Source organism: Kribbella sp. NPDC104218 (genome assembly GCF_055584105.1).
This window is the reverse complement of record NZ_JBVJMQ010000002.1, coordinates 476360-498988: the sequence shown is the minus strand read 5'-3', so window position 1 is coordinate 498988 and position 22629 is coordinate 476360. Positions and strand designations below refer to the sequence as shown.

General features: G+C 69.5%; 19 protein-coding genes. 11 read left to right on the top strand and 8 right to left on the bottom strand.

Annotated features, from left to right (window positions below; translation table 11 throughout):
• Nucleotides 1-4 precede the first annotated feature (4 nt).
• The 3 genes from ACZ6ZD_RS18300 to lpdA all read right to left on the bottom strand — a co-directional run bounded on the left by ACZ6ZD_RS18300 (nucleotide 5) and on the right by lpdA (nucleotide 4472).
• Entirely contained in the window at nucleotides 5-895 is an 891-nt protein-coding gene (locus ACZ6ZD_RS18300) for a TIGR01777 family oxidoreductase (protein WP_465673520.1), read from the bottom strand.
• Nucleotides 896-1045: 150 nt separating this feature from the next.
• Nucleotides 1046-2929 carry a 2-oxoglutarate dehydrogenase, E2 component, dihydrolipoamide succinyltransferase gene (gene sucB / locus ACZ6ZD_RS18295; protein WP_465673518.1) on the bottom strand — a complete coding sequence of 628 codons (1884 nt, stop codon included), beginning with the start codon at nucleotides 2927-2929 and terminating at the stop codon, nucleotides 1046-1048.
• Between the two features lie 154 nt (nucleotides 2930-3083).
• Nucleotides 3084-4472 (bottom strand): dihydrolipoyl dehydrogenase, encoded by a 1389-nt coding sequence (lpdA, locus tag ACZ6ZD_RS18290; protein WP_465673516.1) that lies wholly within the window; start codon nucleotides 4470-4472, stop codon nucleotides 3084-3086.
• Between the two features lie 139 nt (nucleotides 4473-4611).
• Between lpdA and ACZ6ZD_RS18285 the strand changes: the two genes are divergently transcribed.
• Complete coding sequence (locus ACZ6ZD_RS18285; protein WP_465673514.1) at nucleotides 4612-4929, top strand: hypothetical protein; 318 nt, start codon at nucleotides 4612-4614, stop codon at nucleotides 4927-4929.
• 67 nt (nucleotides 4930-4996) lie between these two features.
• Here the strand turns inward: ACZ6ZD_RS18285 and ACZ6ZD_RS18280 are convergent, their stop codons facing one another.
• Nucleotides 4997-5767, bottom strand: a complete 771-nt coding sequence (locus ACZ6ZD_RS18280; protein WP_465673512.1) for a nitrilase-related carbon-nitrogen hydrolase — start codon at nucleotides 5765-5767, stop codon at nucleotides 4997-4999.
• Nucleotides 5768-5796: 29 nt separating this feature from the next.
• Between ACZ6ZD_RS18280 and ACZ6ZD_RS18275 the strand changes: the two genes are divergently transcribed.
• Nucleotides 5797-6435 carry a GntR family transcriptional regulator gene (locus ACZ6ZD_RS18275; protein WP_465673510.1) on the top strand — a complete coding sequence of 213 codons (639 nt, stop codon included), beginning with the start codon at nucleotides 5797-5799 and terminating at the stop codon, nucleotides 6433-6435.
• On the opposite strand, the gene ACZ6ZD_RS18270 is transcribed toward ACZ6ZD_RS18275, so the two are convergent.
• Nucleotides 6422-7726 (bottom strand): MFS transporter, encoded by a 1305-nt coding sequence (locus ACZ6ZD_RS18270; RefSeq protein WP_465673508.1) that lies wholly within the window; start codon nucleotides 7724-7726, stop codon nucleotides 6422-6424. The two genes, ACZ6ZD_RS18275 and ACZ6ZD_RS18270, sit on opposite strands and share 14 nt — an antisense overlap.
• Nucleotides 7727-7832: 106 nt before the next feature.
• Here ACZ6ZD_RS18270 and ACZ6ZD_RS18265 point away from each other — a divergent pair, with 106 nt between their 5' ends.
• The gene (locus ACZ6ZD_RS18265) at nucleotides 7833-8510 is read left to right on the top strand and encodes a DUF2848 domain-containing protein (RefSeq protein ID WP_465673506.1); all 678 of its coding nucleotides are present in this window, start codon (nucleotides 7833-7835) and stop codon (nucleotides 8508-8510) included.
• A 5-nt stretch (nucleotides 8511-8515) separates the two neighbouring features.
• Nucleotides 8516-8860 carry a cupin domain-containing protein gene (locus ACZ6ZD_RS18260; protein WP_465673504.1) on the top strand — a complete coding sequence of 115 codons (345 nt, stop codon included), beginning with the start codon at nucleotides 8516-8518 and terminating at the stop codon, nucleotides 8858-8860.
• On the opposite strand, the gene ACZ6ZD_RS18255 is transcribed toward ACZ6ZD_RS18260, so the two are convergent.
• Nucleotides 8838-9860 carry a hypothetical protein gene (locus ACZ6ZD_RS18255; protein WP_465673502.1) on the bottom strand — a complete coding sequence of 341 codons (1023 nt, stop codon included), beginning with the start codon at nucleotides 9858-9860 and terminating at the stop codon, nucleotides 8838-8840. The two genes, ACZ6ZD_RS18260 and ACZ6ZD_RS18255, sit on opposite strands and share 23 nt — an antisense overlap.
• Nucleotides 9861-9926: 66 nt before the next feature.
• On the bottom strand, nucleotides 9927-11423 hold the full coding sequence (locus tag ACZ6ZD_RS18250) for a leucyl aminopeptidase (protein WP_465673500.1): 1497 nt from the start codon (nucleotides 11421-11423) through the stop codon (nucleotides 9927-9929).
• 97 nt (nucleotides 11424-11520) lie between these two features.
• Between ACZ6ZD_RS18250 and gcvT the strand changes: the two genes are divergently transcribed.
• The 7 genes from gcvT (at nucleotide 11521) to ACZ6ZD_RS18215 (ending at nucleotide 21999) form a co-directional block, all read left to right on the top strand.
• Nucleotides 11521-12624, top strand: a complete 1104-nt coding sequence (gene gcvT, locus ACZ6ZD_RS18245) for a glycine cleavage system aminomethyltransferase GcvT (RefSeq protein ID WP_465673498.1) — start codon at nucleotides 11521-11523, stop codon at nucleotides 12622-12624.
• A 105-nt stretch (nucleotides 12625-12729) separates the two neighbouring features.
• Nucleotides 12730-15564, top strand: coding sequence for an AfsR/SARP family transcriptional regulator (locus ACZ6ZD_RS18240; RefSeq protein WP_465673496.1), 2835 nt, complete (start codon nucleotides 12730-12732; stop codon nucleotides 15562-15564).
• 298 nt (nucleotides 15565-15862) lie between these two features.
• On the top strand, nucleotides 15863-16870 hold the full coding sequence (locus tag ACZ6ZD_RS18235; RefSeq protein ID WP_465673494.1) for an ABC transporter permease: 1008 nt from the start codon (nucleotides 15863-15865) through the stop codon (nucleotides 16868-16870).
• Between the two features lie 41 nt (nucleotides 16871-16911).
• On the top strand, nucleotides 16912-18669 hold the full coding sequence (locus ACZ6ZD_RS18230; RefSeq protein ID WP_465673492.1) for an ABC transporter substrate-binding protein: 1758 nt from the start codon (nucleotides 16912-16914) through the stop codon (nucleotides 18667-18669).
• Nucleotides 18670-18776: 107 nt separating this feature from the next.
• Nucleotides 18777-19769: an ABC transporter permease gene (locus ACZ6ZD_RS18225; RefSeq protein WP_465673491.1), complete on the top strand. Its 993-nt coding sequence runs from the start codon at nucleotides 18777-18779 to the stop codon at nucleotides 19767-19769.
• Nucleotides 19766-20920, top strand: coding sequence for an ABC transporter ATP-binding protein (locus ACZ6ZD_RS18220; protein ID WP_465673489.1), 1155 nt, complete (start codon nucleotides 19766-19768; stop codon nucleotides 20918-20920). The genes ACZ6ZD_RS18225 and ACZ6ZD_RS18220 overlap by 4 nt, the downstream gene beginning before the upstream one ends.
• Nucleotides 20921-20940: 20 nt before the next feature.
• Nucleotides 20941-21999 (top strand): ABC transporter ATP-binding protein, encoded by a 1059-nt coding sequence (locus tag ACZ6ZD_RS18215; protein WP_465673487.1) that lies wholly within the window; start codon nucleotides 20941-20943, stop codon nucleotides 21997-21999.
• A gap of 63 nt (nucleotides 22000-22062) precedes the next feature.
• On the opposite strand, the gene ACZ6ZD_RS18210 is transcribed toward ACZ6ZD_RS18215, so the two are convergent.
• Entirely contained in the window at nucleotides 22063-22614 is a 552-nt protein-coding gene (locus tag ACZ6ZD_RS18210; RefSeq protein WP_465673485.1) for a hypothetical protein, read from the bottom strand.
• Nucleotides 22615-22629: the final 15 nt, after the last annotated feature.

The window sequence follows — 22629 nt, the reverse complement described above, 5'->3', positions numbered from 1 at the left end:
TGGGTCAGGCGTGGAGAGCAGCGGTGATCGCTTCGGGTGCGTTGGGGTGGCGGAAGGTGAAATCGGCGGACTGCAAGCGGGTGGGGAGCGCTCGGCTACTCCCCAGGAGTTCCCAGGCGAACTCGCCGAGGGCGGCTTTCATCAGCGGAGCAGGGACAGGAAGGAGGGCAGGGCGATGCAGGGCTTTGGCCAGTTCGCGGGCGAACTCCGCGTTGGTGACCGGGTTGGGCAGCGTGACGTTGACCGGACCGCTGAGGGTCTCGTGGTCGGCGACGAAGCGGGCAGCGCGGAGCCAGTCGGTCAGCGAGACGACCGGGAAGTACTGCGTGCCGGAGCCGAAACGCCCGCCGAGGCCGAAGCGGAAGGGCAACGTGAGCAGCTGGAAGGCGGGCGCCTTCTGGGCGAGGACGACCCCGGTGCGCAGCGACGCGACGCGGCATCCGGCGTCGCGGGCCGGTTCGAGTGCGCCTTCCCAGACGCGGACGACCTCGGCGAGGAAGCCGTCCCCGAGCGGGGTGTCCTCGGTGAGGACGTCGTCGCCGCAGTCGAGCCCGTAGCCGCCGACGCCGCTCTGGGTGATGACGGCGGGGCGTCGCTCCAGTTTGGCGGCGGCGTTCGCGAGTGTGCTGGTCGTGCTGACGCGGCTCTCCCGGAGGACCGCCCGGTACGTCGGCGTCCACGGCCGGCCGATGTTCGCACCGGCCAGGTTCACCAGGATGTCGGCGTCCGCGATGGCCGCCAGGTCGAGCTCGCCGCGGGCCGGGTCCCAGCGCAGCTGGTCGGGCGCGGACGGCGCCCGGCGGACGAGGCGGACGACGTCCTGCCCGTCGGCGGCCAGGTCACGGGCGAGGGCCTGGCCGAGGAAGCCGGAGGCGCCGGCCAGCACGTACTTCATCGTGTTCGCTCCAAGCTGTCGTCGGTCGCCGACCGGGTACCCAGTGGGCCGGAAACGGTACCGGCGCCGGTCCGTCGGGACGGAACCGGCGCCGGTACGCGCTGTCGTGCGGGTGCGCCCGAGAGCCGGTCCGGCTCCCGGGCAGCGGGATCACACGTCGAACTGGGCCTCTTCGAGGCGCTGCTTGACCGCCGTCAGGTAGCGGGCCGCGTCGGCGCCGTCCACCAGGCGGTGGTCGTAGGTGAGGGCCAGGTACACCATCTGGCGGATGGCGATGGTCTCGCCCAGCTGCGGGTGCGTGATGACGACCGGGCGCTTGACGACCGCGCCGGTGCCGAGCATGCCGACCTGCGGCTGGTTCAGGATCGGGGTGTCGAAGAGCGCACCCCGGCTGCCGGTGTTGGTGATGGTGAAGGTGCCGCCCGCCATCTCGTCCGGCAGCACCTTGTTGTTACGGGTGCGGTCGGCGAGATCGGCGATCTTCTTCGCCAGGCCGGCGATGTTCAGGTCGCCGGCGTTGTGCACGACCGGGACCATCAGGCCGCGCTCGACGTCCACCGCGATACCCAGGTGCTCGGCGGCGTGGTAGGTGATCTCGCCCTTCTCCTCGTCGATCGAGGCGTTGAGCTTCGGGTACTGCTTGAGCGCGTCGACCGCGGCGAGTGCGAAGAACGGCAGGAACGAGAGCTTCACGCCTTCGCGCGCCTCGAACTCGGCCTTCTTCGCGGTACGCAGCTTGGCGATCTCGGTGACGTCGACCTCGACGACCGTGGTCAGCTGGGCCGAGACCTTCAGGCTGTTGACCATGTGGGCCGCGATCGCCTTGCGGATCCGGCTCATCTTCTCGGTCGTACCGCGCAGCGGGCTGATCGTCGCGGCCTTCGCGGGCGCAGCCGCGGCGGCCGCCGGGGCCTGCGGGGCCGGGGCAGCCTTGGCGGCCTCGGCAGCGTCGATCACGTCCTGCTTGCGGATCCGGCCGCCGACGCCGGTGCCCTGGACGGACGCCAGGTCGACCTGGTGCTCGGCCGCGAGCTTGCGGACGAGCGGGGTGACGTAGTTCGGGCCGTCGCCGTTCGCGGACGGCGCGGGAGCGGCCGGAGCAGACGCTGCCGGAGCCGCCTGCGGGGCCGGGGCCTGCGCGGGCGGTGCGGCCTGCGGAGCCGGAGCGGCCGCGGGGGCCTGGGCCGGGGGAGCGGCCTGCGGGGCCGGTGCCGCGGCGGCCGGAGCCTGAGCAGCGGGAGCCTGGGCCGCGGGAGCCGGTGCGGCGGGGGCGGCCGGAGCCGGGGCTGCGGGGGCCTCCTGGGCCGGGGCCGGAGCGGCCGGGGCGGAGGCCGCGGGGGAGCCGGAGCCGACGATGGCCAGCTCGGCGCCGACCTCGACGGTCTCGTCCTCGGCGACCTTGATCTCGAGGAGCTTGCCGGCGACCGGGGATGGGATCTCGGTGTCGACCTTGTCGGTGGAGACCTCGAGGAGCGGCTCGTCGACGGCGACGTCGTCGCCGACCTGCTTGAGCCAGCGGGTGACGGTTCCCTCGGTCACGCTCTCGCCCAGTGCGGGGAGGGTGACTGACGTGCCGGACGCGGGGCTTGCGTTGTCCGCGGCGGCCGGGGCCTCTGCCTGGGCCGAGTTGTCAGCGGCGGCAGAAGGAGCGGGGGTCTCCGCAGGAGCTGCCGGAGCTTCCTGGGCCGGGGCGGCCTGCTCGGCCGGGGCCGACTCGGCGGGGGCCTCGGCGGCCGGGGCTGCTTCGGCGGCGGGCTGCTCGGCGGGGGCCGCGGGAGCGGAGCCGGTGGACTCGCCGGCGTCGCCGATGACGGCCAGTTCGGCGCCGACCTCGACGGTCTCGTCCTCGGCGGCCTTGATCTCCAGGAGAGTGCCGGCGACGGGGGACGGGATCTCGGTGTCGACCTTGTCGGTCGAGACCTCCAGCAGGGGCTCGTCGACGGCAACCGTGTCGCCGACCTGCTTGAGCCAGCGGGTGACGGTTCCTTCGGTGACGCTCTCCCCGAGGGCCGGCAGGGATACAGAGGTCGGCATGACGGTCGTTGCTCCTTCGTCTGATCGGTCGAGTGCCAGCCTACGGTGCGGTCGGCGCGGGCCGGACGCGGGTCGTCCGAGTCACGCGAACTCGTCGACCCGCGTCTCCAACCTACTCCGGCGTACCAGTGCGGCCGGGCAGTTTCAGGCGGGGTCAGTCATGGAAGTGCAGAGGCTTGCCGGCCAGCGCCAGGTGCGCTTCGCCGAGAGCCTCGTTCTGGGTGGGGTGGGCGTGCACGAGCGGGGCGACGTCGGCCGGGTAGGCCTCCCAGTTGTAGATCAGCTGGGCCTCGCCGATCAGCTCGCCGACGCGCGAGCCGACCATGTGCAGGCCGACCACGGCGCCGTCCCGGGCCCGGACCAGCTTCACGAAGCCGGCCGTCTTCAGGATCTGGCTCTTGCCGTTACCGCCGAGGTTGTAATTGAGGATCTCGACGTCGCCGTACTTGTCCCGGGCCTGCTCCTCGGTGAGCCCGACCGAGGCGACCTCCGGCTCGGAGTAGGTGACCCGCGGGATGCCGGCCTCGTCGATCGGGGTCGGCGCCAGCCCGGCCAGCAGCTCGGCGACGAAGATGCCCTGCTGGAAACCGCGGTGCGCGAGCTGCAGCCCGGGCACGATGTCGCCGACCGCGTAGACGCCCGGCACGCTGGTCTGCAGGTTCGCGTCGACGGTGACGAAGCCGCGGTCGAGCGCGACCCCGACCTCCTCGTAGCCGAGGCCGGTGGTGTTCGGCCCGCGGCCGACCGCGACCAGCAGCACCTCGGCCTCGATCACCTCGCCGCCCGCGACCGTCACCTGGACGCCGTTGTCGACGACCTTGACCGACTCGAACGACGTCCCGGTCTTGAAGCCGATCTTGCGCTTGCGGAAGGCCCGCTCCAGGGTCTTGGAGCAGTCGGCGTCCTCGGCCGGGACGAGCCGCGGCAGGGCCTCGACGATGGTCACCTTGGTGCCGAACGACGTCCACGCGGAGGCGAACTCGACGCCGATCACGCCGCCGCCGAGCACCACCGCGGACTCCGGCACCCGGTCCAGCGTCAGGGCGTGCTCGCTGGCGATCACGTGCTGGCCGTCGAGGTCGAGCCCGGGCAGCGACCGCGAGTACGAGCCGGTCGCCAGGATGACGTTGCGCCCGGTGTACGTCGTCTCCCCGACCTGCACCGTGGTGGGGGAGGTGAGCCGCCCCTCGCCCTCGACCACCGTGATGCCGCGCGCCTTGAGCTGGCCCTGCAGCCCCTTGAAGAGCCGGTCGACGACGCCGTCCTTGTACTTGTTCACGCCGCCCATGTCGACGCCCTCGAGCGTCGTCCGGACGCCGAACTGCTCGCCGTGGCGGGCCGAGTCGGCCACCTCGGCGGCGTGCAGCAGCGCCTTGGTGGGGATACAGCCGCGGTGCAGGCAGGTGCCGCCGACCTTGTCCTTCTCGATCAGGACGACCGACTTGCCGAGGGTCGCCGCGCGCAGGCCCGCGGCGTACCCGCCGCTGCCGCCGCCGAGAATCACCAGGTCGTACGTCGTACCGCTGTCTGCCGGGTTCGTCACAGGTTCCTCCGTGGGCGTGTGGTCGGCGGGCCGGCTCCGGATCGCGGGTTCGCGGCCCGGCGTCATCTTCGCACGGCGCCCGCAAACCGTTACCGAGGCTTTCGCACAGTGACTTGCCGTGATGCGCGACACTTGGTCCATGAAGTGGTTCGGTCGCCGGCAGAAGGCCGGAACGATGCGCAAGTCGGACAGTCCCGACCAGGCGCACCTGCGGGAGTTCGCCCTGAGCCGCCAGGGGGTCGAAGGTTTCGTCGAGCCACGCACCGCGGTGACCGAGTACACGCTGCTCCTGGTCGCCATCGACGGCGAGTGGACCAGGCGCCGCGTGCCCTCGGTCCAGTGGGCGCACAACTTCGCCAACAAGCTCGGCATCCCGTCGTACGACGCCGCCGTGGTCGGCTACCCGCCGCGGATGCGCGAGTACAACGCCCGGATGAAGAAGCAGGGCCTGAGCTGAGGGCCCCGCCCGGCGGCGGTCAGCCCGGCGGACGTCGCCCGGCCCTCGCCGCCGGCGTGGCGGCTGCTCACAGGATGGGCACCCGTGCCCGGATCGGTGCGACGACCTCGGTGTCGACGGTCGCGTGCAGGATGCCGGCGGCGTGATCGAGCCGGGCCGCGGTGTGGCCCAGGGGAGTGGTCAGGCTGCTCCGCCCGATACCCAACGGATCCGTTCCACGCGGTGGCGTGTAGGCCTGGTCGCAGGCCAGCAGCCAAGCTTGCGCGTCGGCGGCCCGGGCCCGGGTGAGCAGGTCCCACTGCTCCTCCTTACCCGGCCCGGCACCCCAGGACGCCGGTACGACGATCAGCTCGACTCCGAGCCGCCCGAGCGCCGTGAACTGGTCGGCGAAGCGCAGGTCGTAACAGGTCGCCAGCCCGATCGTCACGCCCCGGTACCCGAAGCTGACCAGCTCGTTGCCCGGGGCAACCGTGTCGGACTCGCGCGACCCGAAGGCGTCGTACAGGTGGATCTTCCGGTACGCCGCCTCGACGCCCGGCCCGGTCGCGAGCAGCGTGTTGTGGACGCGCCCGTCCGCGGCCGGCTCGAAGAGGCCGGCGACGACGACCACGCCGAGCTCGGCCGCGACCTTGCGCAGTCCGGTGGCGAACGGGCCGTCCAGGGGCTCGGCGACGGTGCGCAGGTCGGTGCCGAAGGCGGCCAGAGTCGCCTCGGGCAGGGCGATCAGCTCGGCGCCGCCCGCGGCCGCCCGGCGGACGGCGTCCGTCGCGGCAGCCAGGTTCGGGATCGGGTCGGCTCCGGTGGTGAGCTGGGCCGCGGCCACGCGCAACACTGTCATGAGGACCTCCAAGCCTGTATACATTGGGTATGCAATTGAGTGGGGATTCCGGCCGGGACCGTGCCTATCAGTACCTGCGCGGGACCGTCCTGAGCGACCCGGCCGTGTCGGGGACGTTCATCAACGAGCAGGCGGTGGCGACCGAGGTCGGGATCTCGCGGACGCCGGTCCGCGAGGCGCTGCTGATGCTCGCGGCCGAGGACCTGGTGCAGCTCGTTCCGCACCGCGGCGCCTTCGTCGCGCCGGTGCCCGGCCGTGAGATCGCCGAGATGATGCAGGCGCGCGGCGTGATCGAGACGTGGGCCGCCGCGACCTCGCTGGCTGTCGGCAACGCGCCGGTGGCCGCAATGGCCGCCGTACTGGAGCAGCAGCGCGCGATCGTCGACCAGGGCGATGCCAAGGAGTTCATCGAGCTGGACAGCCAATTCCACGCGCTTCTGGTCGCCGCAGCCGGTAATGCCGTCCTCGGCCGGCTCTACGACAATTTGCGCGCCAAGCACGTGCTGCTCGGCATCGTCGCGCTGCAGCGCAGTGAGACGCGCCGGCAGGACGTGCTGACTGAGCATCAGGCCATTGTCGACGGTCTGGCCACCGGGAAGCCCGAAGCGGCCGAGAAGGCGATTCTCGGCCATCTCGAGACCACCGGCGGCATTCTCATGCACGGTTGAGTGCCAGGTCTTCTTCGTCCACAACGGCGCGGCCGAGTCGCAGGCCGACCAGCGTGACCAGACAGGCCACCACGATGTACAGCGCGATCACGTAGCCGGTGCCGGCCTTGGCCAGGAAGTACGTGAAGGCCAGCGGTGCCAGCGCGCCGCCGATCACCCCGGCGAACGTGTAGGCCAGTGAGCTACCGGTGTAGCGCAGCCGCGCGGTGAACTGTTCTGACACGAACGCCGCCTGCGGTCCGTACATCAGCGAGTGGAACACGAGCCCGATGACCACGCCGAGCACCAGAGTCCCCAGTGAGGAGGCGACGGCGAAGAACGCCACACTCCAGGCCGCGCCGCCGACTGCGCCGATGCCATAGATCAACCGACGTCCGTACCGGTCGGACAGGTACCCGGAGAAGGGGATCAGCGCGACCTGGCAGGCGGAGCCGATCAGTACGGCGGTGACCGCCTGGCCGCGGCTCATGTCGAGCTCGTTGGTCGCGTAGGTCAGCACGAAGACGGCGAACATCGCGTAGAGCACATCCGGCCCGACCCGCGCCAGGATCGCGGCGATCAGCGGACGCCGCTGCGTCCGCAACACCTCGGTCACTGGAGCGGTCGGCCGGTCCCCACGGGCCTCCAGCTCCTTGAACACCGGCGTCTCCTCCAGCTTGGACCGGATGAGCAGACCGAACGCGACCAGCACGGCCGACAGTAGGAAGGCGATCCGCCAACCCCAACTGAGGAACTGGTCCTCGGTGAGCAGCCCGGCGAGTAGCGCCAGTACGCCGTTCGCCATCAAGGTGCCCAGTGGCGGACCTACCTGCGCGGCAGACGCCCAGAATCCGCGCTGCCCGGCCTGACTGAACTCACTGCTCAGCAGAACCGCACCGCCCCACTCGCCGCCCACGCCGACGCCCTGCGCGAAACGCAGCACCACCAGCAGAGTCGGAGCCAGCGCGCCGGCCTGGGCGTGCGTCGGCAGTAGACCGATGAAGAAGGTGGCCACGCCGATCAGCAGCAGGGTTGCGACCAGGACGCGCTTGCGGCCGATCACATCCCCGAGCCGGCCGAAGAAGATGCCGCCGAGCGGTCTGGCGATGTAGCCGACGGCGTACGTCCCGAACGCCTGCAGAGTGCCGGTCAGCGGCTCGCTGCCGGGGAAGAACAGGTCGCCGAAGACGAGCGCGGCTGCGGAGCTGTAGACGGCGAAGTCGTACCACTCCAGCGAGGTGCCGGACAGGCTCGCGGCGAACGCCTTGTAGAGGCCGCGGCGCTCCGTGGGGTCGGTGCTGGGGCTGGACATCGAGGTGGACCTCCTTGGGGGATTGCTCCATACTCGTTGTATACGACGTGTTCACGCAAGCTCCCGGAACAGAAAACCGGAACAGAAACTCGGAGGACCGCCGACGATGAGCCAGACCCTGCAGTTCACCCTGCCCACCGGTAGTGAGCGGCAAGTTACCGTCCGCTACGCCCTGAATGCCGGATATGCCGGCCGCGACACCGAGCAGGTGCAGCATCACGTGGACGAGCTGGCCGAGCTCGGCGTCCCGGCGCCGACCCGGATCCCGACGCTCTACCCGCTGTCGGCGTCCCTGGTCGGTCGACCGGATGTCGTCCAGGTCGCGCACGCGAAGACCTCGGGGGAGGCCGAATGGGCGCTGGTGGTCAGTGACGAGGGCCTGCTGCTCACGGTCGCCTGCGACCACACCGACCGCGCGCTCGAAGTCCACGGTGTGGCCTGGAGCAAGCAGTCCGCGCCGGACGTGCTCGGCGACGTCGCCTGGCCCCTGAAGGACATCGAGCCCGAGCTCGACCAGTTCACGCTCAAGGCGTGGGTCCGGCACGGCGACACCGAACAGCTCATCCAGGACGGCACGCTGGCGCAGCTGCTGCCGCCGTCCTACTGGATCAAGGAGCTGGGCGACCGGCTAGTGCCAGGCACCGTCCTGCTCAGCGGGACGATCCCGATGATCGCCGGTGTCGACCAGTTCGCGGACGCCTGGCGCGTCGAGATGACCGACCCGCGCGGCGTGACGAGCCGCATCACCTACAGCGTCGAGCAGCTCGCCCCGGCCTGGGACTGACGCCTGTGAAGGCCGAGCGCGAGTTCTTCAGCACAAACACGCTGGAATGGAGCATGGACGGCGCTATCGAGCAACGCGTGCTCAGCGTCGACGAGGCGGACGGCACGCTGACCAGACTGGCCCGCTGGCCGGCCGGTACGACGTCCGGCGCCGAAATCATCCGGCACGACTACGTCGAAGAGGTGTACCTGCTCGAGGGTGAGCTCACCGACCTCACCCTCGGGCAGACCTTCTGCCCCGGCGACTACGCCTGCCGGCCGCCGGGGATGCCGCACGGTCCCTACACGACCGTCAACGGCTGTCTGATGCTGGAAATCCGGTACGCCGTCAGGACCAGTAGATCGACTTGACCGGGGCATGCAGGTCGGCGCCGATCTGGAACGCCTTCACCGGCGTCGAGCTGATCGTCACGAAGGCCGCGTCCGGTGCGCCGTCCTTGACCCGGAACCCGTTGACGTCCGACTCCGCGATCCGGTCGCCGTCAAGCTGGAACGCCCCGACGTCCGGTACGGCGAGCACCGGCTCGGCGTCGATCTCGCCCTCGACGACCCAGAGGTCGCCGTCCTTCACGTAACCGATCCGGCCGCTGTCCAGGTAGAACGGGACGGCGTCCAGCGTGTCGTGGAGGACCTGCGCGATGGCGTTCGGTGCGCCCTCCTTGACCCAGAAACCGGTCGCGGCATCCGCGGCGATCCGGTCGTTGGAAAGCTGGAAGAACCGGGTGTGGTTCGTCTGCTTCACGTCGGCCGCGGTGATCGCGCCCGCGCGCACCTGGAGGAACGAGTCGTGATGCGCCGCGTAGACGTAGGCGATCCGGTCGGCGTGCAGCTGGAAGTTCGTGGTCGCGACGGTCGGCGCGATCGACGTCCAGGCGGTGGTGTCATCCTTGACCCACAGTTTGTTGGCGACCAGGACGGCGACGCGGTCGCCTTCGATCTGCCAGCGCGGGACGGCGCCGTCCCACACCTTCGCCGGGGTCTCGTAGAGGTCGGTGGCGACGTACACGCCGTCGGTCTTCTGGTACCCGATCCGGTCGCCGTCCAGCTCGGCCGAGGTGACGCCGGTGTCGACCGTGTGCCAGCCGGGACCGAGGTCGCCCTCCTTGACCAGCAGCTCGCCGGTGGTCTTGAGCGCCATCACCCGGTCGACTTCCAGCTGGAAGCTGGCGACGCCGGACTCCTGCAGCTCACCGCCGGCGGCGAGCGCGCCTTCGCGGACGTACAAGTTGCCGGCCTGGTCGATCCAGCCGACGCGATCGGCGCCGTCCGTCGCATAGGCCGTCGCGGCGGTGGTGGTGAGGGCGCCGACCAGCACGGTCAGCGCCAGTGCGATTCTCCTGAGTTTTGACATGCGGCCCAGGGTGGCGAGTCGCACTGACGCGCCGTTGACTCCGTACTGACCTTTACGACGGCAGGTTCAGCTCGCCGAAGCGGCGAGCTCGACCAGCGTGCGGACGGCGTACCCCGTGCCGCCGGCCGGGGTGTAGCCGGTGGCGCCGCCGTCGTTGAAGGCCGGGCCGGCCACGTCGAGGTGCACCCAGTCGATGCCGTCGGCAACGAAATCGCCGAGGAACGCGGCCGCGGCGAGCGCGCCGCCCCAGGGCTCGCCGGTGATGTTGGCCAGGTCGGCCACCTTCGAGTGCGCCTTCAGCTTGTCCAGCATCTCGGCCGGGATCGGCAGCGGCCACATCGCCTCGCCGGCCGCGACGGCGGCGTCCACGACCCGATCGCGGGCGCTGTCGGTGTTCGCGAACGCGCCGGCCACCTTGGTGCCCAGGGCAACGACGCAGGCGCCGGTCAGGGTGGCCACGTCGACGATCAGATCCGGTGCGTCGGCCGAGGCGCGGACCAGCGCGTCACCCAGGACGAGCCGGCCCTCGGCGTCGGTGTTCAGCACCTCGACCGTCTTGCCGCCGTACATGGTCAGGACGTCGGACGGCCGCGCGGCCGAGCCGGACGGCATGTTCTCGGCCATCGCGGCGTACGTCGTCACCTGGACCGGCAGCCCGAGCCGGGCGATCGCGATCGTCGCGGCGATCACGGCGGCGGCGCCGGCCATGTCGGACTTCATGCTCACCATGCCGTTGGCCGTCTTCAGCGACAGGCCGCCGGAGTCGAAGGTGATGCCCTTGCCGACGAACGACAGGTGCGTGACCGGCTTCTTCGGCGTGTAGCTGAGCCGGACCAGCCGCGGCGGGTTGGCCGACCCCTGGCCGACGCCGAGGATGCCGCCGTACCCGCCCTTGACCAGCGCCTTCTCGTCGAGCACCTCGACCTTCACACCGTGCTCCTTGCCGAGTTTGACCGCGTGCGCGGCGAACTCGACCGGGTGCAGGTCGGACGGCGGGGTGTTCACCCAGTCGCGGACCAGGCGGACCGCGTCGGCGGTCACCTCGGCGCGCTCGAGCGCGAGCTTGGCGTCCTTGTTCCGGGCGAGGTCGGTCAGCACGATGAGCGCGCCCGGCTCCTCGGCGGCGCCGCCGGTGGACTTGTACGCCGTGAAGGCGTACCGGCCGAGCAGCGCGCCCTCGGCCACCGCGCGGACGCACTCGGCGTCCGGCGTGGGCAGCGCGAAGGCGACCGACTGGCCGGTCTTGGCGGCGCGGACGCCGGTGCCGGCGGCGGTGCGCAGGTCCTCGGTCTTCAGCGTGCCGTCGGGGGCGTCGCCGAGCCCGACGGCGATCAGCGTCGCCGAGCGGCCGGGTTTCGGACCCGGAACCTTGGTCACCTCACCCGCCTTGCCGGTGGCGCCGAGGCCGGACAGCACCTCGGTCAGCTTTCCGCCGTACGCGGCGTTCAGCGACTCGGTGCCGGCGGGCAGGGTGACGCCGCCGTCGAGTTTGACCACGCCGATGACGACCGCGTCGGTCTTGACACCGGCCGGATCGGACTTGCTGAGGGTGATGGTGCTCACGAAAATCTTCGGCCTCCTTGACCGGCGGACGGAAAGCCGGTCGTGACGGTACGTGAATACTGCCTTCGCATGCTACGCGTCCGGTAGTTTCCCCTCCATGACCGGATCGCCTGAGTTGAAGAAGTCCCCGTTGCACGAGCGGCATGTCGCGCTCGGCGCCAAGTTCGCCGAGTTCGGCGGCTGGGAGATGCCGCTGGAGTACTCCGGGGTGGTCGCGGAGCACACCGCGGTCCGGACTTCGGTGGGTGTGTTCGACGTCAGCCACCTCGGCAACGCGACGGTCAAGGGTCCCGGCGCGGCGGCGTACGTGAACGCCTGCCTGACCAACGACCTCGGCAAGATCGCTCCGGGCCAGGCGCAGTACACGCTGTGCTGCAACGAGCGCGGGGGAGTGGTCGACGACCTGATCGCCTACCTGCACGCCGACGACGACGTCTTCCTGATTCCGAACGCCGCGAACACCGCCGAGGTCGTCCGCCTGCTGCAGGCGGATGCGCCGGCAGGTGTCGAGGTGACCAACGTCCACGAGGACTACGCCATCCTGGCCGTCCAAGGCACCAACAGCGACGAGGTGGTCGCGGCCATCGGTCTGCCGACCGGCCACGACTACATGTCCTTCGCTGTCGCCGACTTCGCCGGGACGCCGGTTGTCGTCTGCCGGACCGGCTACACCGGCGAGCGCGGCTACGAGCTCGTCGTCCCGAACGCCGCGGCCGTAGCGGTCTTCGACGCGCTGCTCGAGGCCGGCGCGCAGTACAACATCGTCCCCGCCGGTCTGGGCGCCCGGGACACCCTGCGCACAGAGATGGGCTACCCGCTGCACGGCCAGGACATCTCATCGGACATCACCCCGGTGCAGGCACGCTCCGGCTGGGCCGTCGGCTGGAAGAAAGAGCACTTCTGGGGCGACGAAGCGCTCCGCGCCGAGAAAGCAGCCGGCCCCGCCCGCATCCTCCGCGGCCTGCGCGCCGCCGGCCGCGGCATCCCGCGCCCCCACATGACCGTCCTCACCGGCGACACCGCCCTCGGCGAAGTCACCTCCGGCACCTTCTCCCCAACCCTCAAGAAGGGCGTCGCCCTCGCCCTCCTCGACGCCACCGTCAAGGAGGGCGACCAGGTCACCGTCGACATCCGCGGCCGCCAGGAGACCTTCGACGTCGTCAAACCCCCGTTCGTCACCGTCAACGTCCGCGAGAGCTGACCGTCAGCCCCATTCCCAGGCTCGAGCCATCACACCCCCTTTCGCTAGCGGCAGGTGCGGCTCGATCCTGGGCTCAGGTTGTTACCAGGCGCTTACCATGTGCCGATGAAGTTCCGCCTGCTCGGCCCGGTCGAGATCTGGTCCGCCGGGCAGCTCATAGCGCTGAAACGCCGCCAGGAGCGGCTGGTGCTCGCAGTACTGCTCCTTGAGCCGGGCAAGCCGGTGACCACAGACCGGCTTATGGCGCTGCTCTGGCCCGAGGCAATCCCCAGCAACCCACGCCGGGCACTGCAGGTCTACATCTCCCGCCTGCGTACGGCCCTCGATGTGGACCTCACCAGCGGTCCCGAGGGCTATGCCATCCAGGCAGAGCCCAACAGCACCGACATCGAGCACTTCCGGACCCTCGTCGTCCAGGCGCACCGCGAAGCGGACCTGGCTCAGCGCACGAAGCTCGTGACCGCCGCCCTAGCTTTCTGGCGCGGACCAGCGCTGGCCGACGTCACTACTGAGGACGTACGCCGCCGCCTGTGCGCAGGTCTCGAGGAAGAGCGCTGTGCCGCCGAAGAGCTGCAGATCACCACCGAGCTCGCTCTCGGCCGCCACCAGGACCTCCTCCCACGCCTGGCCGAGCTGGCCGCTGCTGAGCCGACCCGGGAGTCGTTCGCCTCAGCGCTGATGCTCGCCCTGTACCGCTCCGGCCGCCAAACCGACGCTCTGAACGTCTACACGGACCTGGTGCGCCATCTCGACGAGGAGCTCGGAGTAGAACCAGGTAGCGAAGTACGAGACCGCCAGGTCGCGATTCTGCGCCAGGATCCGTCGCTGGACCTCCTCACCCAGGCAGACGTTCCCCGCGAACTGCCCGCGGATGTGAGCTTGCTGATCGGGCGGGACGACGTACTGACCGAGCTGTCCGCAGCACTGAAGAGCGGCGGCCGCAACGGCGTACCGACCGTAGTCTGCCTCTACGGAGCAGCGGGCACCGGCAAATCAACAGCTGCCGTCCGCCTCGGCCACCTCCTCGCTGACTCCTTCCCTGACGGACAGCTCTTCGCGCGCCTACAGGACGTCAATGGTCACGCCCTACCCCCTCGCGCCGTCCTAGGTCAGCTCCTGCGTTCCCTGGGCGTCGACGGCTCAGAACTACCCGACGCACTGGAAGAGCGCTCCGCCCTCCTCCGCAGCCGCCTCGCCAACAGATCCACCCTCCTGCTCTTCGACGACGCCGTAGACGCCGGCCAGCTCCGCCCCCTCCTCCCCGCCGCCGGCGCCGTCATCACCACCTCCCGAAAGCCCCTCCTGGGCCTCGAAGACGCCACCCACCGCGAACTCCACCCCCTCGACGACACCACCAGCGCCCAACTCCTCGGCGCCCTCTCCGGCCTACCCACCACCCACCTCACCGAAGTCGTCCCGCACTGCGCCGGCCTCCCGCTGGCCCTCCGCATCGTCGGCGCCCGCCTCGCCCTCATCCGCGAACCGGTCAGCCACGTAGTCCAATCCCTAGCCGACGAATCCCACCGCCTCGACTACCTCGTCGCCGGCGACCGAGCCGTCCGAGCCAGCCTCGACCTCACCCTCGCCATCGCCACCCCCGAAGCCCAGGCCCTCTTCGCTCGCCTCGCCATCGTCGCCGCCGACGAGTTCGGCCCGTGGGTTGCCGCCGCCCTCCTCGACACCGACGAAATCTCCGTTGCCGGCGTCCTCGAATCCCTCACCGCCCTCGGCCTGCTCCAGCTCCGCCGACTCGACCCGCCGCGTTACGGCTTGCACGGCCTGCTCCGCGCCCGCACGAGCGAGCTCTACGCCGATCTCGAGCGCCCGGACCGCGAAGTCCACGAAGTCCGCTATCTCGACACAGTTCTCAGCCTGCTCACGATCGCCGATGCCGCCATCGACCACTCCCTGCTCAGCCAGATCGAGGTCGACCCTGGCGGCGGCCCGGACCTGCCTGCCACGGAGGCAGCTGCCGCTGCCGGCGCCGAATGGCTGGATGCCGAGGTGTCGGTGATCCGGGCAGCAGTGGAACGCGCGGCCGGCCCGTGGCCGCGCCGAGCCGGAATGCTGGCGCTGCGCTTCCGCGGCTATCTGCTGGTCCGAGACTCTCGTGATGACCGGATGGCGGTTCTGCAGACCGCCCGGGACGCCGTCGCCGGTGCGGCCGAAGTCGGTCTGGAAGCGGAGCTGGACCGCTCGCTGTTCGGCGTGTTCGCCCAGGCCGACGCTGCGCCGGAGCTGTTGGCCGAGCTGGCCGACCGTGCCGTCGACTCAGCCCGTCGCGCGGGTTCGGTGCCGCTTCTGCTCGGTGCGCTCAATCAGGTCTGCTGGGCGGCCGGCGCTCGTGCGGACTACGAGCGCATGCTCGCTGTGGCCGAAGAGATGTACGACCTAGCTGCACAGGATCCCGCGGCGGACCAGTCCTGGGCGCTGGACCAGCGGTACAGCGCCTTGTACGGCTTGGGCCGGGTCGCCGAGGCGCAAGAGGTTGGACGGGCGATTTGTCAGGTCGACGACAAGCACGGCCGAATCCGGGCAATCCGGCTGGTGATGCTCGCCGAGGCCTTGCTGGCCGAGCCGGATCTGGGTGCCCAGCATGCAGTGGAGCTGCAGACGGTCGTGCATGAGGCGCAGCAGATTGTCGAACGGCTGGGCGATGAGCTGGGAGCGGCGCACGTCATGGCGATGACAGCTCAGGTGCTCGCCGCCACCGGCGACCTGCGCGGAGCAAGCGAGTTGCTGATCCGCGCTGAGGAGATTCTGGACCGGCGCCCGAACGCCGGCGGTCGAGTGCGGGTGGCCATTGGGTGGTCTCGTGTGCACTTTGTCGCCGGGCGGGTCGACGAGGCGCGCCGGACCCTCGAAGACGCGATGCCGGGAGCGACGGTCGAGGGTGCTCATGAGCTCCGGCGCCAGTTGGAGTTACTCGGTGTGAGGTGAGCTCGGTGCGTTCTGCGGGGCCGATTTCGGGCATTTTCGGGGAAGGCCGCAGCATCGCCGATTGTTACATTCTGTTATTTTTGTGGCACCAATTGGCCACTGTCGGTGCTGTGCCGACGCATTTTGCGCAGGTTTGACTGCGCAGAGTGAATAAATGGGGTAAAAATTCGGGTCTAGTACGCCTTCCGGTAACGATTTGCGCACTGGTCTGGAACACGGCTGGTTTGGTGCCGGAGTGTCGGGCAGGCTAGCGCGCGGCGTGGAGGAATCCGGGCTGTCAAGCGAATTTGGAGCGCGCATGAGCATTGGGGCCCCTGACTCGAGTGTGGGGATCGAGGAGCACCCGGCATCGGCCGAGCCGGTCCGTGCGAGCGGTGTCGCGCACGGTAAGTCTCCGACCCGGATCGCGATCGATCGGCTCCGCAAGGACAAGGTCGCGATCGTCTGCGCGTGCATCGTGCTGTTCTTCGTGCTGGTCGCGGTGTTCGCGCCGCTGCTGGCCAAACTCGAGGGTGGCGACATCTCCACCTTCAACGTGAACCTGGTCGACGAGTTCGGCTTCCCGACGATCGGCTTCACGTCCGACCACTGGTTCGGCGTCGAGCCGCGGACCGGCCGGGATCTGTTCGCCCGCTGGGTGTACGGCGCTCGCCCGTCGCTGATCGTGGCCTCGGTGGCGACCGTGTTCGGGACGACGGTCGGCGTCGTGATGGGCCTGATGGCGGGCTTCCTCGGCGGCTGGGTCGACCGGGTCATCTCCTGGGTGATCGACTTCGTGCTGAGCCTGCCGTACCTGCTGTTCGCGATCGCGATGGTGCCGATCGTCGAGTCCTGGCGCGGCGGGGCGTTCACGCTGAGCCCCGAGGAGCAGGCCAGTACCCGGTTCTTCGTGCTGATCTTCGTGCTCTCGTTCTTCGGCTGGGCCGGTCTGGCGCGCATCATCCGCGGTGAGGTGCTCTCGCTGCGCGAGCGCGAGTTCGTCCTGGCCGCCAAGGCGATCGGCGTCTCCACGCAGCGGATCCTGTTCAAGGAGCTGCTGCCCAACCTGGTCGCCCCGATCGTCATCTCGGCCTCGCTGGCCCTGCCGGCGTACGTCACGGCGGAGGCCGGACTGTCCTTCCTCGGTGTCGGTCTGATCGAGCCGGTTCCCTCGTGGGGCCAGACGATCGCGACCGCCACCAACTGGTTCAAGGCCGACCCGGCGTACCTGTGGCTGCCGGTGATCGCGATCACCATCCTGGTGCTCGCCCTCGCCCTCCTCGGTGACGCGATCCGGGACGCCTTCGACCCCAAGACTCGCCGGTAGTGCGGCGATTGCCCGAGCGGCAGAAAAGGAGAAACCCGACCATGCAGTGGAAACGGATCACCGCGGTTGCGGCGACGGTCATGCTGGCCGCCGTAGCCTGTGGCAGCCCGTCCTCGAACAATGGGGGCACCGGCGGTTCCGACGGGCCGGCCAACAAGACCCAGGTGAAGGTCACGGATCCGGCCGCCAAGGGCCCCGCACCCGAGGTCGACGGCTTCAAGAAGGGCGGGACCGCGACGGTCCTGTCCGACGTCACCCCGTCGACGTTCGACCCTACGGACACGTACTACGTGGACGGCTTCCAGATCCAGAAGCTGTACTTCCGGGCGCTGACCCAGTACCGGCTGGACGGACCGGACCACACTCCGGTGCTGGTCCCCGACCTGGCCGAGGACCTGGGCACGGTGTCGGACGACAAGCTGACCTGGACCTTCAAGCTGAAGAAGGGCATCAAGTACTCCGACGGCACCGACGTCAAGGCCGAGGACTTCGCGTACTCGATCAAGCGCTCCTTCGCCCGGGACCTGTTCACCAACGGGCCGACGTACCAGAAGCAGTTCTTCAAGGACGGCGACAAGTACAAGGGCCCGTGGACCAGCGGTGACAACTTCGCCGGTGTCTCGACGCCGGACGACAGCACCCTGCAGATCCACCTGGCGAAGCCGTTCGCGGACATGCCGTTCTTCGCGGCCTTCACGATGTTCACGCCGATCCCGAAGGCGAAGGACACCAAGGACACCTACCAGAGCAAGCCGCTGGCGACCGGTCCTTACATGGTGCAGTCGCTGAACCCGGGCGCCGAGCTCAAGCTGGTCAAGAACCCGAACTGGGATCCGGCCACCGACGCGGTCCGGCACCAGTACGTCGACGGCTTCACCTTCAAGTTCGGTCTGGACACGCTGAAGATCCAGAACCAGATCCTCGCCAGCACCGGTCCGGACGCCAGCGCCCTGACCTACAGCAACATCGACGCGACGCTGGTCCCGGAGCTGAACAACGGCAACAAGAAGGACCAGCTGGTCCAGGGGCCGACGCCGTGCAACCGGATGTTCCCGATGGACACCCGCAAGATCCCGCTGCCGGTCCGCAAGGCCATCGCGGCCGCGTACCCGTACGACACCGAGCGCAAGGTCGCCGGTTGGACGTCGCTGGCCGAGCCGGCCACGTCGACCTACCTGTCGCCGTCGGTGCCGGGCTGGGAGAACTACGAGGTTCCGGGCCTGAACGGTAAGGGCGACGGCGACCCGGCCAAGGCCAAGCAGATGCTGGAAGAGGCCAACGCGGTCGGCTTCGAGCTGTCCTGGTACTACTCCAACGACCAGAAGATCGCGACCACGCGCAGCCAGGTCCGCGAGCAGGCGCTGGTCAAGGCCGGCTTCAAGGTGAAGGCGATCGGCGTCCCGACCGCGAAGATCCGCGAGGTCACCGGTGACCAGAACGCTCCGGTCAACACGCTGAAGTCGCCGACCGGTTGGTGCTCCGACTGGCCGAGCGGTTCGTCCTGGGCGCCGGTGCTGTTCCGCTCCGACGCGATCGAGCTGGGCAACTCCGTCGGTCAGCTCGAGGACAAGGCGCTGGACGCGGAGATCGACAAGGTCAACAACATGGACCCCGAAGAGGCCCTGAAGACCAAGGCCTGGATCAACCTGGACAAGAAGATCATGCAGGACTACCTGCCGGCTCTTCCGATCTACCAGTCGCGGTCCGCGTTCCTGGTCGGCACCAACATCGGCCACGCGATCAACGACCCGACACAGGGTATGCCCGAGTTCACCTCGCTGTTCCTGAAGCAGCCCTGATCGCCACCACTGATCGGGTAGCCGTGCGCTACTCGTTCTGATCGCGAAGCGGGTGGCCAGGCGGTATCACCGCCTGGCCGCCCGTGGCGATCGGTGAGGAGAATCCTGTGTTGTACTTCCTGGGGCGCCGCATCATCAGCGCTCTGTCCGTCGTCCTCGTCACGCTGGTGGCGACGTTCGCACTGTTCTTCATCGCGCCCACGGACCCCGCGGGTGCGATCTGCGGAGCGCGGAACTGCCCGCCCGAGCGGCTGGCGGAGATCCGGGCCGGCCTGGGCCTCAACGAGCCGAAGGTGAAGCAGTTCACCACCTACCTCGAGGGCATCGTCGCCGGCCGGACCTACGTGAACGGCGGCGTCGAGCGCGAGTGCGCGGCACCGTGCCTCGGGTACTCGTTCAAGAACGACCGGCCGGTGCTGGACATGCTCAAGGAGCGGCTCCCGGTCACCATCTCGCTGGTCGCGGGCGCTGCCGTCATCATGCTGACCGTCGGCGTCACGATCGGGTCGATGGCGGCCAAACGCCGCGGCACCGCCGGTGACCGCGCCCTGGTCACCAGCACGCTGATCGTCAGCTCCATCCCGTACTACATCGTCGCGCTGATGATCTCGCTGTATCTGACGATCTTCTACCCGATATTGCCGCGGGGGCAGTGGACGTCCCCGTTCGACAGTCCCGGGAAGTGGATCGCCGGGTTCGTGACGCCGTGGCTCGTCCTCGGTCTCGTCAACACGACGCAGTACGTCCGGTACTCGCGCGGTTCGATGGTGGAGTCGCTCAGCGAGGACTACATCCGCACCGCCCGGGCCAAGGGTCTGTCCGACCGGGTCGTGACCTACAAACACGCCCTGCGGACGGCGCTCATCCCGGTCATCACGATCTTCGGTCTGGACGTCGCCGGTATGCTCGCCGGCGCGATCTTCACCGAGCGCATCTTCGACCTGCCCGGGCTCGGCCAGCTGGTGCTGCAGAGCCTGGTGAACTACGACCTGCCCGTGATCATGGGCACGGTGCTGATCTCGTCGATCTTCCTGGTCGCGGCGAACCTGGTCGTCGACGTCGTCTACAGCCTGATCGACCCGCGGGTGAGGCTGTCGTGACCGAGCCCACCCAAGACGACCGGAAGGACGCCATGTCCGAGACCGCAGCCGAGCAGCCGGCGCAGGCCAAGCGCGGCCCGGAGGTCGCCACCCGGGAGCGCCGGCAGGGCGCGCTCAGCCCGAGCGGCGAGACGCCGTACCTGGTGGTCGAGGACCTGACGGTCAAGTTCCCGACCGCGGACGGCGTGGTCAGCGCGGTGAACGGGCTGAGCTACTCGGTGCCGCTCGGCCGGACGCTGGCGATCGTCGGCGAGTCCGGCTCCGGCAAGTCGGTGTCGAGTATGGCCGTGATGGGTCTGCACGACCCGCGGCGGAGCAAGATCACCGGGTCCATCCGGCTCGGCGGCGACGAGCTCGTCGGGATGCCGGAGGCCGACCTGATGAAGGTCCGCGGCGACGCGGTCTCGATGGTCTTCCAGGACCCGCAGTCCTCGCTGCACCCGCTGTACACGGTCGGCAAGCAGATCGCCGAGGCCTACCTGGTGCACCACAAGGTGTCCAAGGAGGTCGCCAAGAAGCGCACCCTGGAGATGCTCGACCTGGTCGGCATCCCGAACCCGGCGCGCCGGTTCAACCAGTACCCGCACGAGTTCTCCGGCGGCATGCGGCAGCGCGCGATGATCGCGATGGGCCTCGTCAACGACCCGAAGCTCGTCATCGCCGACGAGCCGACCACCGCGCTCGACGTCACCGTGCAGGCGCAGATCCTGGACCTGCTGAACAACCTGCAGAAGGAGTTCGGCTCCGCGATCGTGCTGATCACGCACGACCTGGGCGTGGTGGCCGAGATGGCCGACGACGTCCTGGTCATGTACGCCGGTCGCTGCGTCGAGTACGGCACCGCCGAGGACGTGCTGGCCAACCCGCGGATGCCCTACACCTGGGGCCTGCTGGAGTCGATCCCGACGGTCTCGGCGGCCAGCGAGCGGCTGCGCCCGATCAAGGGGCTGCCGCCGTCCCTGCTGAACCTGCCGAGCGGCTGCTCGTTCAACCCGCGCTGCCCGTACAAGGACCGCGTCAAGGGCGAGCGCTGTACGACGGATCTGCCCGAGCTGCTGCCGGTGGACGGCGCCGGCCTGCACACGTCGCGCTGTCATCTGCCGGACAAGGCCTCGATCTACGAGACCGAAGTCCTGCCGAGACTGGGCTGACGAGGGGACTGAGGAGAGAGATGAGCGACACGGTACGCCCGATCGACCAGGCGCCCTCGAACGCCGAGACGCTGCTGCAGATCCGCGATCTGACGATGCACTTCCCGATCAAGGAAGCGGCGGGCCTGGCCCGGACCAAGAAGGTCGTGCAGGCCGTCGACGGCGTCAGCTTCGACCTGAAGGCCGGCGCGAGCCTCGGCCTGGTCGGCGAGTCCGGCTGCGGCAAGTCGACCACCGGGCGGATGATCACCCGGCTGCTGACCCCGACCTCGGGGCAGATCCTGTTCAAGGGCACGGATATCGCGCGCCTGAAGGAGAAGGACCTGCGCCCGTTCCGGCGTCAGCTGCAGATCGTCTTCCAGGACCCCTACAGCTCGCTGAACCCGCGGCAGACGGTCAGCAACATCATCAGTACGCCGTTGCGGGTGCACAACCTGGTCAAGAAGGGCAAGGAGCTGGCCCGGGTCCAGGAGCTGCTGGAGCGGGTCGGCCTGAACCCCGAGCACCACAACCGCTACCCCAACGAGTTCTCCGGCGGTCAGCGGCAGCGGATCGGGATCGCCCGCGCACTCGCGGTCGAGCCCGAGGTGATCATCGCCGACGAGCCGGTCTCCGCGCTGGACGTGTCCATCCAGGCCCAGGTGATGAACCTGCTGGAGGATCTGCGGCGCGATCTCGGCATCGCGTTCGTGTTCATCGCACACGACCTGGGCGTCGTCCGCCACTTCTGTGACACGGTCGCCGTGATGTACCTGGGCAAGATCGTCGAGCAGGGGCCGCGCGAGCAGATCTACGGCGCTCCGCAGCACCCGTACACACAGGCGCTGCTGTCGGCCGCGCCCGACCTCGGCACGATCCGCGGCGTCCCGCCGAAGGAGCGGATCCGGCTGATCGGCGACGTCCCGTCACCCATCGACCCGCCGAGCGGCTGCCGCTTCCGCACCCGCTGCTGGAAGGCCGAGGACATCTGCGCGACCCAGGAGCCGCTGCTCGAGGGCAAACCGCAGTCGACCCCAGGCCACGCCGCGGCCTGCCACTTCGCCGAGCCGAAGCTGGACCTGACCGCCGCAACCGCCTGACCGGCCCGCAACGAAAGCCGCCCCGACCAGCTCGGTCGGGGCGGCTCGCGTTTCTGTTCCTGATTACTTGGTGGTCCAGACGTAGCCCATGGGGCCGTCGACGCGCCAGCCGGCCTTCTTGTGGGCGTTGACGGCGGAGGCGCGGACGACGCGCCAGCCGCCGCCGGTGCCGGCCTTGGAGACGCGGAAGACCTGGACGCGGTCCTTGGCGGCGGCGACCGGGACGCGGCCGACGATGCCTTCGTACTTCCACTGCTTGGAGGCGCTCAGCTTGTCGCGCTCGGCGGCGGACAGCGTCAGCAGGTAGGTCGACTTCTTCAGGTTGCGCAGCCGGTAGACGGCGACCGTGCCGCGGATCGCCTTGGTGGAGACGTAGCCGGGCGGCGTGCCGGTGTTGGTGAACTTGAGCCCGCGGGCGCGGTTGTACTCGGCCTGGCTGGCGGTGTAGAAGTAGCCGGCGTTCCCGACGGTCTTCATCTCGATCAGCGTGGCCCGGTACGACGTCGCCGCCGGACCGCTCTGCGCCGCGCCGGCCTGGTTGGCGACGACGATCCCGCCGGTCGCCAGCGCCGCGGTCGTGACGGCGGCGCCGACGATCTTCCATTTCTTAGACATGGCCCGAACGGTAGC

Bases quoted from the DNA above. Each gene is read 5' to 3' on its own strand.
- ACZ6ZD_RS18300 (WP_465673520.1), bottom strand. From the start codon at position 895: ATGAAGTACGTGCTGGCCGGCGCCTCCGGCTTCCTCGGCCAGGCCCTC.
- sucB (WP_465673518.1), bottom strand. From the start codon at position 2,929: ATGCCGACCTCTGTATCCCTGCCGGCCCTCGGGGAGAGCGTCACCGAA.
- ACZ6ZD_RS18285 (WP_465673514.1), top strand. From the start codon at position 4,612: ATGAAGTGGTTCGGTCGCCGGCAGAAGGCCGGAACGATGCGCAAGTCG.
- ACZ6ZD_RS18280 (WP_465673512.1), bottom strand. From the start codon at position 5,767: ATGACAGTGTTGCGCGTGGCCGCGGCCCAGCTCACCACCGGAGCCGAC.
- ACZ6ZD_RS18275 (WP_465673510.1), top strand. From the start codon at position 5,797: ATGCAATTGAGTGGGGATTCCGGCCGGGACCGTGCCTATCAGTACCTG.
- ACZ6ZD_RS18270 (WP_465673508.1), bottom strand. From the start codon at position 7,726: ATGTCCAGCCCCAGCACCGACCCCACGGAGCGCCGCGGCCTCTACAAG.
- ACZ6ZD_RS18265 (WP_465673506.1), top strand. From the start codon at position 7,833: ATGAGCCAGACCCTGCAGTTCACCCTGCCCACCGGTAGTGAGCGGCAA.
- ACZ6ZD_RS18255 (WP_465673502.1), bottom strand. From the start codon at position 9,860: ATGTCAAAACTCAGGAGAATCGCACTGGCGCTGACCGTGCTGGTCGGC.
- gcvT (WP_465673498.1), top strand. From the start codon at position 11,521: ATGACCGGATCGCCTGAGTTGAAGAAGTCCCCGTTGCACGAGCGGCAT.
- ACZ6ZD_RS18240 (WP_465673496.1), top strand. From the start codon at position 12,730: ATGAAGTTCCGCCTGCTCGGCCCGGTCGAGATCTGGTCCGCCGGGCAG.
- ACZ6ZD_RS18235 (WP_465673494.1), top strand. From the start codon at position 15,863: ATGAGCATTGGGGCCCCTGACTCGAGTGTGGGGATCGAGGAGCACCCG.
- ACZ6ZD_RS18230 (WP_465673492.1), top strand. From the start codon at position 16,912: ATGCAGTGGAAACGGATCACCGCGGTTGCGGCGACGGTCATGCTGGCC.
- ACZ6ZD_RS18215 (WP_465673487.1), top strand. From the start codon at position 20,941: ATGAGCGACACGGTACGCCCGATCGACCAGGCGCCCTCGAACGCCGAG.
- ACZ6ZD_RS18210 (WP_465673485.1), bottom strand. From the start codon at position 22,614: ATGTCTAAGAAATGGAAGATCGTCGGCGCCGCCGTCACGACCGCGGCG.